Origin of the sequence: Aliiroseovarius marinus (assembly GCF_004360145.1) — a bacterium.
GTDB classification, from domain to species: Bacteria; Pseudomonadota; Alphaproteobacteria; order Rhodobacterales; family Rhodobacteraceae; genus Aliiroseovarius; species Aliiroseovarius marinus.
Genome location: NZ_ML178718.1, coordinates 46,439 through 59,828 on the forward strand (window position 1 = coordinate 46,439; position 13,390 = coordinate 59,828).

General features: G+C 60.7%; 14 protein-coding genes. 12 read left to right on the top strand and 2 right to left on the bottom strand.

The genetic code is table 11. From position 1 onward, the window contains the following. The first annotated feature begins 181 nt into the window (after nucleotides 1-181). The 12 genes from secG to EOL43_RS09320 all read left to right on the top strand — a co-directional run bounded on the left by secG (nucleotide 182) and on the right by EOL43_RS09320 (nucleotide 10,179). Nucleotides 182-550 (top strand): preprotein translocase subunit SecG, encoded by a 369-nt coding sequence (gene secG / locus EOL43_RS09265; RefSeq protein ID WP_133487827.1) that lies wholly within the window; start codon nucleotides 182-184, stop codon nucleotides 548-550. Nucleotides 551-820: 270 nt separating this feature from the next. Further along, nucleotides 821-2,464 (top strand): CTP synthase, encoded by a 1,644-nt coding sequence (locus tag EOL43_RS09270; protein WP_133487830.1) that lies wholly within the window; start codon nucleotides 821-823, stop codon nucleotides 2,462-2,464. 94 nt (nucleotides 2,465-2,558) lie between these two features. Then, nucleotides 2,559-2,948, top strand: coding sequence for a tellurite resistance TerB family protein (locus EOL43_RS09275; RefSeq protein WP_133487832.1), 390 nt, complete (start codon nucleotides 2,559-2,561; stop codon nucleotides 2,946-2,948). Beyond that, nucleotides 2,945-3,622, top strand: a complete 678-nt coding sequence (locus EOL43_RS09280) for a hypothetical protein (protein ID WP_133487834.1) — start codon at nucleotides 2,945-2,947, stop codon at nucleotides 3,620-3,622. The genes EOL43_RS09275 and EOL43_RS09280 overlap by 4 nt, the downstream gene beginning before the upstream one ends. 16 nt (nucleotides 3,623-3,638) lie before the next feature. Beyond that, complete coding sequence (locus EOL43_RS09285) at nucleotides 3,639-3,932, top strand: DUF1330 domain-containing protein (RefSeq protein WP_133487836.1); 294 nt, start codon at nucleotides 3,639-3,641, stop codon at nucleotides 3,930-3,932. Nucleotides 3,933-3,982: 50 nt separating this feature from the next. Continuing rightward, nucleotides 3,983-4,423, top strand: coding sequence for a tellurite resistance TerB family protein (locus EOL43_RS09290; RefSeq protein WP_133487838.1), 441 nt, complete (start codon nucleotides 3,983-3,985; stop codon nucleotides 4,421-4,423). A gap of 228 nt (nucleotides 4,424-4,651) precedes the next feature. Beyond that, nucleotides 4,652-5,455 (top strand): ABC transporter ATP-binding protein, encoded by an 804-nt coding sequence (locus EOL43_RS09295; RefSeq protein WP_133487840.1) that lies wholly within the window; start codon nucleotides 4,652-4,654, stop codon nucleotides 5,453-5,455. A gap of 40 nt (nucleotides 5,456-5,495) precedes the next feature. After that, entirely contained in the window at nucleotides 5,496-6,209 is a 714-nt protein-coding gene (locus tag EOL43_RS09300) for a transporter substrate-binding domain-containing protein (protein ID WP_133487842.1), read from the top strand. 68 nt (nucleotides 6,210-6,277) lie between these two features. Then, the gene (locus EOL43_RS09305) at nucleotides 6,278-7,162 is read left to right on the top strand and encodes an ABC transporter permease (protein ID WP_133487844.1); all 885 of its coding nucleotides are present in this window, start codon (nucleotides 6,278-6,280) and stop codon (nucleotides 7,160-7,162) included. Then, complete coding sequence (locus EOL43_RS09310) at nucleotides 7,159-7,965, top strand: ABC transporter permease (RefSeq protein ID WP_133487846.1); 807 nt, start codon at nucleotides 7,159-7,161, stop codon at nucleotides 7,963-7,965. Before EOL43_RS09305 ends, EOL43_RS09310 begins: the two co-directional genes overlap by 4 nt. Before the next feature lie 90 nt (nucleotides 7,966-8,055). Then, nucleotides 8,056-8,727: a type 1 glutamine amidotransferase gene (locus EOL43_RS09315; RefSeq protein ID WP_133487848.1), complete on the top strand. Its 672-nt coding sequence runs from the start codon at nucleotides 8,056-8,058 to the stop codon at nucleotides 8,725-8,727. A gap of 213 nt (nucleotides 8,728-8,940) precedes the next feature. Beyond that, a complete protein-coding gene (locus EOL43_RS09320; protein ID WP_133487850.1) occupies nucleotides 8,941-10,179 on the top strand; it encodes a DegT/DnrJ/EryC1/StrS family aminotransferase in 1,239 nt (412 codons plus the stop codon). 74 nt (nucleotides 10,180-10,253) lie between these two features. On the opposite strand, the gene EOL43_RS09325 is transcribed toward EOL43_RS09320, so the two are convergent. Continuing rightward, entirely contained in the window at nucleotides 10,254-11,216 is a 963-nt protein-coding gene (locus tag EOL43_RS09325) for a LysR family transcriptional regulator (RefSeq protein WP_133487852.1), read from the bottom strand. Between the two features lie 96 nt (nucleotides 11,217-11,312). Continuing rightward, nucleotides 11,313-13,355 (bottom strand): ComEC/Rec2 family competence protein, encoded by a 2,043-nt coding sequence (locus EOL43_RS09330; RefSeq protein WP_240686510.1) that lies wholly within the window; start codon nucleotides 13,353-13,355, stop codon nucleotides 11,313-11,315. Nucleotides 13,356-13,390 lie beyond the last annotated feature (35 nt).

A 13,390-nucleotide genomic window follows, 5' to 3' on the forward strand; every position in this document is an offset into this window, starting at 1 on the left:
TCTTTTTCCTATCTCAAAGAAAACCCGGCCCGGTATAGCGGCACATCTTCCCCAGCGAAAGGTGTAAATGCCGCGAAAGCAGAAAGGTCGCGTTCCTGCCCGCGGCGGCTTGCACCCAGCGTTCTTTTCGCCTACATACCCCGGCAGATCGAACGAACCCAAACCACGGGAAGCGCCCCATATGGAAAACGTCATCCTCGTCATTCACCTGATCCTGGCCCTTGGGCTGATCGGGATCGTGCTTTTGCAGCGCTCTGAGGGCGGTGGCCTTGGCATTGGTGGCGGCGGTGGTGGCGGCGTTATGTCGGCACGTGGTGCGGCAACGGCCTTGGGCAAACTGACCTGGGGTTTTGCGATTGCGTTCCTGATCACCTCGATCTCGCTGACGATCATTTCGGCAAAGAACTCGGCTGATAGCTCGGTCGTGGATACGCTAGGTCTTGAGGCCCCTGCTGCTGAAGGTGAAACCGCGCCTGCGGTTCCGGATGTCAGCAATCTGCTGCCGCCGGTCAACACCGACGAAAGCCTGACCCCGCCGCGCGCGGATTGATCATCGGGCAGGTTCGACTGCCCTATATCTTCGGTCGAACCGGTTTTCGCTTAGAAAACCGGACGATAGACAACCCACACAACACCTAGAGGCGGGGCGCTGCGCTGCCCCATTATCTAGACGATCCGGTTGCACGGGAGGCCGGAATCGGTTATATCTTTAATCCCGTGAGGACCGGATTCGCAGCGGTGTTTTCTGCTTGCTGTTTGCGTATCCACTTACAAGCTATTGCGGCGCAACGACGCCAGTATCACGGGGGCAGCCAACCACATGGCACGTTACATCTTCATCACCGGCGGTGTTGTTTCTTCCTTGGGCAAGGGTCTGACCTCGGCCGCATTGGGTGCGCTGTTGCAGGCGCGCGGCTACACAGTCCGTCTGCGCAAGCTTGACCCTTATCTGAACGTCGACCCTGGCACGATGAGCCCGTTTGAGCACGGCGAGGTTTTCGTGACCGACGATGGCGCCGAGACCGATCTGGACCTTGGCCACTATGAACGCTTCACCGGCGTGGCGGCACGCAACACGGATTCGGTTAGCTCGGGCCGCATCTATACCACCGTGTTGGAAAAAGAGCGCCGCGGCGACTATCTGGGCAAAACCATTCAGGTGATCCCGCATGTCACCAACGAAATCAAAGACTTCATCGAAATCGGTGACGATGAGGTCGACTTTATGCTGTGTGAAATCGGCGGCACCGTGGGCGATATCGAAGCCCTGCCCTTCTTTGAAGCGATCCGTCAGTTCAGCCAGGAACGTCCGCGCGGCCAGTGTATTTTCATGCACTTGACCCTGCTGCCCTATCTGGCTGCTTCGGGCGAACTGAAGACCAAGCCGACGCAGCACAGCGTCAAAGAACTCCGCTCGATCGGCATCGCACCTGACGTGCTGGTCTGCCGGTCCGAGCATCCGATTCCCGACAAGGAACGCGCCAAGATCGGTCTGTTCTGTAACGTCCGTCAAGAATCGGTCATCCCGGCCTATGACCTGAAGTCGATCTATGAAGCGCCGATGGCCTATCACAATGTGGGTCTGGATCAGGCTGTGCTGGACGCGTTCCAGATTGCTCCTGCTCCGAAACCCGACCTGAGCCGCTGGGAAGACGTCGAAGACCGCATTCACAACGCCGAGGGCGAAGTGAAGATCGCCGTGGTCGGCAAATACACCCAGCTGGAAGATGCTTATAAGTCGATCAAAGAGGCGCTGGTGCATGGCGGCATGGCCAACCGCACCAAGGTGAACCTGCAATGGGTCGATGCAGAACCCTTCGACAAGGAAGACCCCGCCCCCTATCTGGAAGGCTTCCACGCCATTCTGGTCCCGGGTGGCTTTGGCGAGCGCGGCACCGAGGGCAAGATCAAAGCGGCGCAGTTCGCCCGCGAGCGTAAAATCCCCTATTTGGGCATCTGTCTGGGCATGCAAATGGCCGTGGTCGAAGCTGCGCGCAACGTAGCCGGCATCACCGATGCGGGATCCGAAGAATTTGACCACGAAGCCGGCGAGACCCGTTTCACTCCGGTTGTCTATCACCTGAAGGAATGGGTGCAGGGCAACTACAAGGTGAAGCGCAAAGTGGGTGACGATAAAGGCGGCACCATGCGTCTGGGCGCCTATACGGCTGCGCTGACCGAAGGCTCGAAAGTGGCCGACGTCTATGGCTCCAACACGATCGAGGAACGCCACCGTCACCGCTACGAGGTCGACACCAAGTATCGCGAGCAGTTGGAAGAGTGCGGGCTGGTCTTCTCGGGCATGTCGCCGGATGGACGTTTGCCGGAAATCGTTGAGTGGAAAGACCACCCGTGGTTCATCGGCGTGCAGTTCCACCCGGAGCTCAAGTCGAAACCCTTCGACCCGGCGCCACTGTTTGCGGATTTCGTACGCGCCGCGAAAGACATCGAACGGTTGGTGTAAGCCACCTCGAGATTCGGATACGGGCGGGGTTTTCCCCGCCCTTTTCTTTGCGCAATCCGTGATTTAGGCTTCGTTCCACCATGAAGGAGCCCCCATGTCGCACGCTGACAACATCCGCTGGACCGAAGACGCGCAGCGCGCCATGGGCGTGCTCTTGGTGCGTCTGGCACGCGCGGATGCCGACTATGCTCAGACCGAGATCGCCCGGATCGGTCGTCTGTTCGCCCGTCACTATGACTTGACCCCGATTAAAGCCGCAAAACTGCGCGCCGAATGCGAGGCGCAGGAAAAACAGGCTGGTCCGACCGAGGATCTGGCGAAAGCCGTTCAGGACATGATGCCCTTGGCGCAGCGGGTAAAGATCATCACGGCCTTGTGGCAGGTATCCTTGGCCGATGGCGTTTTGCGCGATGAAGAGGCTGATCTGGTCACCCGCGTGGCCGAGGCTTCTGGTGTCCCGCGCGGCGACATTGTTGTGGAATGAAGCCCGCGGCCTTCATTGCTTTCGGTCTCATGGCCACCCCGGCGATGGCCGATCCTATCACCCCCGTTCCCTACGATATTGCCGCTCAAAACACCTCCGGCTTGATCGATTTCGAGAGCTTCCCTGTTCTGCCCGAGCCGGGCCAAGCCATTGCCGGTGCAATCCACGCCCCCGGAGCCACTTTGGGGGCCTCACTTGTCGGGCAGAGCATTGGCGCTAGCGGTACATTCACCGTGCTGGGTGGCGTGCCAGCGCACCCTGCGCGCGTGGCGCAGCCCCCGACAAGCCCGCCTCTGGCCATCGCCTTTCACGCGGGATTTGGCTCGAACGCGGCATTCCCCTTGGGTCCGGACGGATTCGCCCAGCGCTCAGGCCGCGGGGAAGGCAGTGTGGCGATCAGCTTTAGCGCTCCGATCCGGTCCTTCGCCCTGCGTCTACATCTGGACTATGCCGATCCGCTGGGAAGTCGCTCTGCCCCCGGCCCGGTGTGGCTAAGCTTCTACGACGCGGACGCCGCGCGGATCCACACAGAGGCGCTGGCGCCCGCGCACGGCGTGCAAAGCTTCGGCTTCCTCAGCACCGCGCCGATCACGGCAATCACCCTCACCCATCAGGATCCCGGCGGAATTGCGATTGACGACATCCGCTATTCACTGGACAGTCTGACAAACTGAAGAACAGGGGGCAGGAATGGCCAAAGGATACTGGATTGGTCGCGTCGATGTAGAGAATATCGACCGCTACATGGACTATGTTGCAGCAAATGCTGCACCTTTTGCCGAATACGGCGCCAAGTTTCTGGTACGCGGCGGCACGTTTGAAAGCGTTGAAGGGGACGCCCGGTCCCGCAATGTGGTCATCGAGTTTCCCAGCTACCAAGCCGCTCGCGAATGCTATGACAGCGATGGATACCAAGTCGCCAAGGCAATCCGGGACGAGGTCGCGATCAGCGATCTGATCATCATCGAAGGCTATGACGGATAAGTGAAAGACATTGGGCTTGGATTTCTACGCGCCGCGCCCACATTAGACAAATGCTGAAATCGCTTCTGGACAGATTGACACAACCCGCCCCCCAGCCCCTTCAGGATGGGGATGCCCGACTGGCCGTAGCGGCCATTCTTGTGCGGCTGGCACGGGCGGATCACGACTATGACGCCAATGAGAAGCGCGCGATTGATCGGATTTTGGCGCAGCGGCACAGCCTGTCCGATGCGGATGCGGCAGCGTTGCGCGCCGAGGCTGAAGCGTTGGAGGCGACCGCCCCCGACACGGTCCGGTTCACCAACGCCGTGAAGGATGCTGTGCCGTTGGAGGATCGCATTGCCATCCTGGAAGCCGCTTGGTCGGTTGTCCTGACAGACGGAGAACGCGCCTCGGAAGAGGATGCGCTGATGCGGATGATCCCTCGGTTTCTGGGCATCAGTGACTTGGACAGCAACCTCGCACGCCAGCGGGCCGCAAAGGCGCTGTAGCCCCTCATACCCCTTCAGATCGTGATTCCCCGCAGAGCGCGCGGCTCTGTGCCAAAACACGTGCGCTCTACCCGATGTTGATCCCTGTGACACAAACCGACATTTCGCAGCGCGAACCGACCATCCACCCGGATTTACGTAACTTCCCCGTCAATTCGCCGTTGCAATCCGTATGAAATTGCTCCCTACTCGTGCACCACAAAACCTTGTTTTAAACCGGAACCGCCTGTGCCTCGCGATAACTCTGACCAGACCCCTACCGACACTCTGCCGGTGATCGAAATCCGCGACCTGCACAAAAGCTATGGCGCGTTGGAAGTGCTGAAAGGCGTCGATCTGGTTGCGCCCCGCGGGCATGTCGTGTCGCTGATCGGGTCTTCCGGCTCGGGCAAATCCACCCTTCTGCGTTGTGCCAACCTGTTGGAAGAAAGTCAGCAGGGCGACATCCGTTTTGAAGGTGAGTCTATCACCTGGAAGGGTCAGGGGCTGAACCGGCACCCTGCCGACCGCGCGCAGGTCACACGCATCCGCACCAACCTGTCGATGGTGTTCCAGCAGTTCAATCTGTGGTCCCACATGACCATCCTGCAAAACGTGATGGAGGCCCCCGTCACCGTCCTCGGCCGCAACAAGGCCGAGGTTGAAGAAAAAGCCCGCGAGTATCTGGCGAAGGTCGGCATTGGCGACAAATGCGACGTCTGGCCTGCCCAGCTGTCGGGTGGCCAACAACAGCGCGCCGCGATCGCCCGGGCGCTGTGCATGGAGCCCAAGGCGCTGTTGTTTGACGAACCGACCTCGGCGCTGGATCCAGAGCTGGAACAGGAAGTGGTCAAGGTCATCAAAGACCTGGCTGCCGAGGGCCGCACCATGATCATCGTGACCCATGACATGCGCATGGCCCATGATGTTTCGGACCACGTGGTGTTCCTGCATCAAGGTCTGATCGAAGAAGAAGGCGCGCCCTCTGAGCTGTTCGGCAACCCGAAAAGCGAGCGTCTGAAGCAATTCCTGTCTCACTCGCAACCCGTGTGAGACCAATTTCTAACCAATAAAAGTAACCTGGGAGTAAATCATGAAAAAACTGATCGTCTCGACGGCGGCACTGGCCCTGACGGCTAGCTTCGCCATGGCCGCGGACACCGTGCGCCTTGGCACCGAGGGTGCCTATGCACCGTGGAACTTCGTGAACGACGCTGGCGAAATCGACGGCTTCGAGCGCGAGCTGGGCGACGAGCTGTGCAAGCGCGCCGAGCTGACCTGCGAGTGGGTGAAGAACGAATGGGACACCATCATTCCGAACCTCGTATCGGGCAACTATGACGCCATCATCGCTGGCATGTCGATCACGGCCGAGCGTGACGAAGTCATCGACTTCACCCAGCCCTACACCCCGCCAGATCCCTCGGCTTACGCTGCTATGTCGGCTGACGTAGACCCGGCAGCAGGCGTTGTCGCGGCTCAAGCCACCACCATTCAGGCTGCGTTCGTGGCCGAACAGGGCTGGACCCTGGTTGAATTCGCAACCCCGGAAGAAACCGTTGCTGCTGTGAAGAACGGCGAAGCTGACGCGGTACTGGCCGACAAATCCTTCCTGGACACCATGGTTGGCGCTGACGGCCTGGTGATGCTGGAACGCATGGAAGCCATTGGCGGCGGCGTTGGCATGGGGATCCGTGAAAGCGACGGCGACCTGCGCGCCAAGTTCGACGCAGCCATCCAGTCGATGAAAGACGACGGCACGCTGAACACCATGATCGCCAAATGGGAAGTTTCTTCTCAGTGGTAATGTAATGGCCGGGCCCGTGTGCACATGCGCGCGGGCCTAGCTTTTCTAACGGATAAACTGCACACGCGATGTTTTCCTACTGCACCGATCCTTCCACGCTCGAGGGCTTTAGCTGGCTCAGCTGCTACCTGACCACAGGCAAGCACATGGCGTTCTATCAGTCCTTCGGGATTGTCTTGGTGCTGTTGGCAATCACCGCGCCGGTGGCCTTGATGTTCGGCTTTGCAGGCGCAACCGCCGCCCGCTCGCGCATCTGGCCAATCAGCCTTCTGGGCAAGTCGTATACCGCCATCGTGCGGGGCGTACCGGATATTGCGTTCTTCATGTTCTTCGTGATCGCGCTGGATCAGGGGTTTGAGTATCTGCGCCACAAGGTGAAGTGCTCGGACTGGTCCGAACCTGTGCGCCAAGGCAACGACTTTGTGGTCTGTGCTCAGGCCAAACTGCCCCTCTCGACCAGCCCTCAATGGGTGCACGAGACCTATGGCTTTGCGCTGGCGGTTCTGACTTTTGCCATCGTCTTTGGCGCCTTCGCCGCCAACGTCCTTTTTGGCGCCATGAAAGCCGTCCCCCGCGCGCAGCTTGAAACCGCCGAGGCCTATGGCATGTCGTCGCGCCAGACATTCTGGCGCATCATGGTCCCGCAAATGTGGGTCTATGCCCTGCCCGGTCTGTCGAATCTGTGGATGATCCTGATCAAGGCCACGCCGCTTCTGTTCCTTCTGGGCGTCGAAGACATCGTCTATTGGGCGCGCGAGCTTGGGGCGACCAAGACCGCTAGGTTCTCGGACTATCCGCATGGGAACTGGAACGCCTATTACTTCGGCGGGCTTCTCGTCTTCTACCTGATGCTCACCTCGATCAGTGAACGCGTCTACAAACGTCTATCCCTGCGCCTGTCCCACGGTCAGGCCACCGCCGCCGGTGAAGCGCAACGGAAGGCCGCGACATGAGCTGCGTTCAGACCATCCAAGACTACGCTTTCCGCTCGATCGGCTTCGGCGAACGCCTGCTGCCGCGCGACGACTATACGCTGTGCGAGCATTTCACGCTGATCGGCTCCGGCATGATCTGGAACATCTATTTCGGCCTGATCGCGATCCTGTTTGGCTTCTTCGCCGCCACCGGGTTGGCACTGGCCAAGAACAGCAGCTCGGCCCGCGTGCGCAAACCGGCCGAGTTCTTCATCTACGTGTTCCGCGGCTCGCCCTTGTTCATCCAAATGTTCTTCGCCTACGCGGTGTTCCTGTCGATCAAGCAGAGCGTCCCGGGCTTTTCGCTGCTAACCTCGGCGTGGCTGGGCGCGGCGATCGTCTTGTTCCTGAATACCACCGCCTATTCGGCCGAGATCTTCTATGGTGCGCTACAATCGATCCCGAAAGGCGATCTTGAGGCCGCCGACGCCTATGGCATCACCGGTTGGACCCGGTTCAAGCGGATCATCTGGCCCTCGATGATGCGTCTGGCATGGCCTGCTTACACGAACGAGGCGATCTTCTTGTTCCACGCCACGGCGCTGGTCTATTTCTCGGGCTTCCCGGTCTGGCAGCAACGCGGCGACGCGCTGTATTATGCCAGCTATTTCGCGGACAAGACGTTCAACCCGTTCATCCCCTACCCGATCCTGGCTTTCTATTTCATCCTGCTGACGCTCGCGGTCATCACGATCTTTGGTCGCATCGGCAAGCGTCTGAACCGGCACCTTCCGCAGGCTGTGGTCCGTCGCCCCAGCTTCATGCGCACCTTGTTTCGCTGATCATTCATGCAAAATTGCCCTTGCCCCGGCGTCACGGCTCGGGTAGGTCATGTATGACTGCACGATAATTTGATCAAATTTGGGTAGCACATGAAAATCGGCATTCTGCAAGCAGGCCATTCCCCCGACGAACTGCGCGACAGTGTCGGAGATTATGGCGAGATGTTCACCCGTCTGCTCGACGGGCATGGGTTCGACTTCCAGATCTTCTCGGTCGTGGATGGCGAGTTTCCTGCGGGCACGGACGACGCGGATGGCTGGCTGATCACCGGATCGAAACATGGCGTTTACGAGGATCACGACTGGATCCCACCGCTGGAAAAACTGATCCGCGACATCCGCGATGCGGGTCAGCCGCTGGTCGGCGTCTGTTTTGGCCACCAGATCATCGCCCAAGCGCTTGGCGGGAAGGTCGAGAAGTTTGGTGGCGGCTGGTCGATTGGCCGCACCGAATATGACTTTGGCGATCACAAGCTGGCCTTGAACGCATGGCATCAGGACCAAGTGATCGACGCGCCCGAAGGTGCCGAAATCATCGCCTCGACTGATTTCTGCGCCAATGCGGCGATGATGATCGGCAACAAGATCCTGACCATCCAGCCCCACCCCGAGTTCACCGCCCCGCTTGTCGCGGGTCTGATCGAACATCGCGGGCGCGGCAATGTCCCTGACGCGCTGCTGGATGCCGCGGAAGACGCGCTGGACACCGGAACAGACAACGCCAAATTCGCGGACCAGATGGCCGCCGTTCTGAAACGGTAGATCTCGGATCCCGGAAGCATCGAAAGCCGCGATTAAAACGCGGCTTTTTTGCCCTTTCCACCCCGCAGATTCGTAACAACTGCACGACAAATCAGAAAATATAGCTGCACCCGCAGCACTGAAACTTCTGGCCAGACTCACCTCACTCTTTTATATTTTCCGAAATGAGTTTTCGAAAAAGCCGAAAAGGCCACACTCGAAAGAGGAGACAGCATGACCCTGGACCAGACCGCAGCACCCGCCGCCCCGAACGTCCATGACGCCGAACCCATCCCCGAAGCCGCCCGCGCCGAGATCGACCGGCTACTACAATCGGGCGACCTTTTCCGCTACACTGCACCGGAAGACGCGCCCGTCGCCCTTCTGGAGGCCGAATTCGCCGAGATGATGGGCGCGAAATACGCACTGGCTGTGGCCAGCTGCTCGGCCGCGCTGTTTCTGTCTTTGAAAGCCTTGAGCTTGCCGCGTGACACCAAGGTTCTGATCCCCGCCTTCACCTTTGCCGCCGTGCCCAGCTCGGTCGTGCATGCCGAGTGCAAGCCGGTGCTGGTGGATGTCCAAGCCAACTATCGCATCGACATGGATGATTTTGCCGCCAAACTAACCCCGGATGTGGGCGCGGTGATCATCAGCCACATGCGTGGGCACACCTCGGACATGGATGCGATCATGCAGCTTTGTGATGCCGCAGAAATCCCCGTGATCGAAGATGCAGCCCACTCGCTTGGCACCCTGTGGCATGGACGCAAGATCGGCACGATTGGTAAGATCGGCTGTTTCTCGTTCCAGTCCTACAAGATGCTGAACGCAGGCGAAGGGGGCATCCTGATCACCGATGACGCCGATCTGGCCGCCCGCGCCGTGATCATGTCCGGCGCCTACGAACACAACTGGAAGAAGCACAAAACCCCGCGCGGCGAGAACTCGACCGATCTGGCAGACGCCTTTGCCCGCTGGCAAAACCAACTGCCGCTTTACAACACGCGCCTGTCGAACCTGTCCGCCGCCGTCATCCGCCCGCAAATTCCCGAGCTAGAGCGCCGCGTGACGGACGGCCTGCGCAACCACGACTATGTGGCGGCGAAGCTGGAAAAAAGCCCGTGGATCACCGTCCCCGCGCCGCTAGCGCCGGAAACCCGCGCGCCGGATTCGATCCAGTTCAACCTGGACAATGTCAGCGACGAAGAAACCATCGCCTTTCAAGCAGCTGCCAAAGCGCGCGGCGTCGGCGTTCAGGTGTTCGGGAAAAGCGAAGACAACGCCCGCGCCTTCTGGAATTGGCAGTTCATCGACGACCAAGGTCCGCTGCCGCAAACCCGCGCGATGCTGTCCCGCGCCTGCGACACGCGCCTGCCCGTGCGCCTGACCCCGCCCGAGCTGGACTTCATCGCAGACGCCATTGTGGGCGCCATCGCCGAGGTCAAAGCTCGGAAGTCGGAAACCGCTGCGTAGGATTGCACTCTTTTTCTTGTTGTAAATATCCTGGGGTGAATGCGCGCAGCGCAGAGGGGCAACGCCCCTCCCCCTTACAACACTCGAAGCGTGCCCTTCAGCCACGGATAGTCGCGCACCGCAGGCTCGACGATCAATGCGCCCAGAAGCGTTCGGCACTGCGCCGCCAGATCCCGCGGCAAATCCCCCAGCATATCTGCGCGTGCGACAAGATTGATGCGTCGTGTGAACGGGGCAAAGGGCAACTCAATCAGATCCGCGGCATCCTTGAAGCGGTGGGCGCGCAGGAACCCCAAAGGCGTAATGATCGTCCACCCGGCCCCGCCCGCCACCATCGCCATGATCGCGTGATAGCTATCCAGCTCGAACCGGTTGTCCAGCTTTAGGTTCTGCCGCGCCAGATTGTCGGAAATCACCCGGCCCATATGGTGACGCGCCGTATATTGCACCAGCGGAAGGTCCTTTAGCACCTCGCGCGGATCACGATCCCCGATCAGCCCCTTGGGCACTGCGGCAACAAAGGGCTCTTCCAACAGGGAATGCACCTCCATCCACGGCGCAGAAGCACCCGTATCTGCGGCCACAATCACGTCCAGTGCCCGCGCGTCCAACTGGTCGTGCAACCGGTGCGAGGCGCCGGTTTCCAGCAGGAACCGCGTGGAGTGCAACTGCCCCGCGACCTCGGACAGCAGGCGTGGGGTGACGTCTGCGTCGAAGTCCTCGATCATCCCAAGCCTCAGGCGCGAAAGCTGGGACATCGCCCCCAGCGTCAGTTCCGCCTTCGCCTGTTCAGCCTCGTTCAAAATGGCCTGCGCGCGTTTCAGGAACAGAGATCCGGCTGCGGTCAGGGACACGGGCCGGGCCGAGCGGTCCAGCAGGCTGGTGCCCAGTGCTGCCTCAAGATTGGTAAGCTGCTGGCTGACGGAAGACGGGCTGACCCCCAAGCGGCGCGCCGCCACCGAGATCGAGCGTTCATCGGCAATGGCAACGAACACTTCGACCCCCCAAAGTGTGATCCGTCCGGCAGTTTCAACCATCTCGCTCTCCTTTGCGCAGAAAGCTAGGGGCAAAGACGGGGTCGGGCAACATCCAATCCCGCTTAGAGCGCTTCCACGTTTGCTCGTGGAAGCGCTTTAACGGGTCCAAAGGCGCGAAAGATCCTTTGGGCGGGATGGCTCAATGACCCAGCCGTCTGCGCCAAGATGCACCGCGACCGCACCGCTTTGCGCCAGTACCTTGCGATCCAGCAGGGTACATCCGGCCGGAGCCGGATCATCCCGCCACGCCGCCAACACCACCAAATCGGCATTCGCACAGGCCTCGGCCAAGCGGGTTTCAGCCTCGCGCCCGGTCAGTTGCATCAAAGACAACCCGTGCAGGTCGACCTCAAGATGCCCCTTCTGCCCGTCAAAAAGAGGACGCTCGAACGCGATCTGCTGGGTGGCGGTGTCGCCGTCATTCTCAAGCCAGGATCGGGCAGCAAACCCCTCGCCGCGCGACTTGGACAGGGCACGACCATCGCTGGTCATCACACCGATCAGCCCGCCCGAGGAACTGATCAGAACTGCCGGCCGCTCGACCGTGGCCCAGCCTGCGAAGGCCACCACCGTCGGCAGAAGCACCACCCACCTTTCACGCCCACGCAGTAGAACGAAGAAAACTCCCGTCACAGCGAGCAGTGGCAGGATGTATCCCGGCGGCGTCGGCACTTTTCCGATCGCCCCGTCCAGAGATGAGACCGTGTCGGCCACCCAAAGGATCCAGCGGATCGGCCAATCCATCAGCCATAGGGCCACAGCCTCGAGCCGCACCGCGGCCAACAAGGCTGCAAGCACAGCCAAAGGCATGATCACAGCGCCCATGACGGGAACGCTCAGAAGGTTGGCAACCAATCCATAGTGACTGACCTGATTGAAATGCACCGCCCCGATGGGGGCTGTTGCTAGCCCCGCCACAGCCGAGGAGACGACCACGGTCACAACCGGCCGCAGCCACCCGGGCAACCGCCGGTTTGCTCCGTCGCGCGCATGATCCCGGATCCACGCAAACACCGCGACCAGCGCCGTTGTGGCGGCGAAAGACATTTGGAATCCCGGTTCGACCAGAGCCTCGGGCGTCAGGATCAGAACAATCATCGCCGCCATGGCGACCGCGCGCAGGGTCAGGGCGCGGCGGTCGAACAGGATCGCCACGAACATAGTCGTCACCATGATGAAGGCCCGCGTGGTGGCGACGGCTCCGCCGGACAGGGCGAGATAGAACACCCCGGCCCCGATGGCCGTCACGGCGGCCAGCTTCTTCACTGGAACGTTCAAGGACAGCCGGGGCCACAGCCCCATCAACACGCGCATCGCCTGAAAGACAAACCCGGTCAGCAGCCCCATATGCAGGCCCGAGATCGCCAAGAGGTGCGCAAGGTTCGATCCGCGCAGGGCGTCTATCGTCGCCCGCTCCATCGAGGATCGGTCGCCCGTGGTGATCGTCGCGGCAAAGGCTCCGCTTTCACCAGGCAAAACCTCTCGTACGCGGTTTGCAATCTTTTGACGCAACTGCCCCACGGCCAGCGACAGCTCGCCCGTGGGGGGTGACAGCAAAAGCGCAGGGCTTAGTGTGTATCCCACCGCTCCAATCCCGCGGAACCACGCCATGCGCTGGAAATCAAAGCCGCCGGGCTCGACCGGGCCGTTGGGGCCAGACAGATGCCCGGTCAGGGCGATGCGCTGACCAATGGCAGGGGACAGATATCCCTGATCGCCATGAAGCGAGACCCGCACGCGGTCCGGCAGTTTCGCGGGGTTCACATCATTCAAGCGCACTTGATCCAAAGTCAGGCGCACCGCGTCCGATTGCGAGCGGTCCATCGCGATGATCCGCCCCTCAATCGGGCCGTAATATCGGAAATCCAGTACTGGCCCGGCCACCCAGTGGGCACGCGCGCCAGCGACTCCAAAACCGAGCGCCACGCAGATCACGGCGCGCGCCAGTGGTCCGATCCCCCACGGCCAGCGCCATGCGATGCCCGCGCAAATCAGCCCCAGAACGGCCAGCCCGGTGTACATCGCAATGTCTGGCTCGCGCAGCGGCACGAAGTACAGCCCGATGCCCGTACCAAAGAACAACGGCGCCCAGATCAGGAACCGCCCGCGTTCTTCTTCGATACGAGACAAGAGATTCACGACCGCACCCTTGTTCAAACCCTTCCTTTTGTTAA

Excerpts from the sequence above, each read along its gene's own strand:
- EOL43_RS09280 (WP_133487834.1), top strand. The coding sequence starts at position 2,945 with ATGAAGCCCGCGGCCTTCATTGCTTTCGGTCTCATGGCCACCCCGGCG.
- EOL43_RS09290 (WP_133487838.1), top strand. The coding sequence starts at position 3,983 with ATGCTGAAATCGCTTCTGGACAGATTGACACAACCCGCCCCCCAGCCC.
- EOL43_RS09275 (WP_133487832.1), top strand. The coding sequence starts at position 2,559 with ATGTCGCACGCTGACAACATCCGCTGGACCGAAGACGCGCAGCGCGCC.
- EOL43_RS09325 (WP_133487852.1), bottom strand. The coding sequence starts at position 11,216 with ATGGTTGAAACTGCCGGACGGATCACACTTTGGGGGGTCGAAGTGTTC.
- EOL43_RS09310 (WP_133487846.1), top strand. The coding sequence starts at position 7,159 with ATGAGCTGCGTTCAGACCATCCAAGACTACGCTTTCCGCTCGATCGGC.
- secG (WP_133487827.1), top strand. The coding sequence starts at position 182 with ATGGAAAACGTCATCCTCGTCATTCACCTGATCCTGGCCCTTGGGCTG.
- EOL43_RS09300 (WP_133487842.1), top strand. The coding sequence starts at position 5,496 with ATGAAAAAACTGATCGTCTCGACGGCGGCACTGGCCCTGACGGCTAGC.
- EOL43_RS09320 (WP_133487850.1), top strand. The coding sequence starts at position 8,941 with ATGACCCTGGACCAGACCGCAGCACCCGCCGCCCCGAACGTCCATGAC.
- EOL43_RS09315 (WP_133487848.1), top strand. The coding sequence starts at position 8,056 with ATGAAAATCGGCATTCTGCAAGCAGGCCATTCCCCCGACGAACTGCGC.
- EOL43_RS09285 (WP_133487836.1), top strand. The coding sequence starts at position 3,639 with ATGGCCAAAGGATACTGGATTGGTCGCGTCGATGTAGAGAATATCGAC.
- EOL43_RS09270 (WP_133487830.1), top strand. The coding sequence starts at position 821 with ATGGCACGTTACATCTTCATCACCGGCGGTGTTGTTTCTTCCTTGGGC.
- EOL43_RS09305 (WP_133487844.1), top strand. The coding sequence starts at position 6,278 with ATGTTTTCCTACTGCACCGATCCTTCCACGCTCGAGGGCTTTAGCTGG.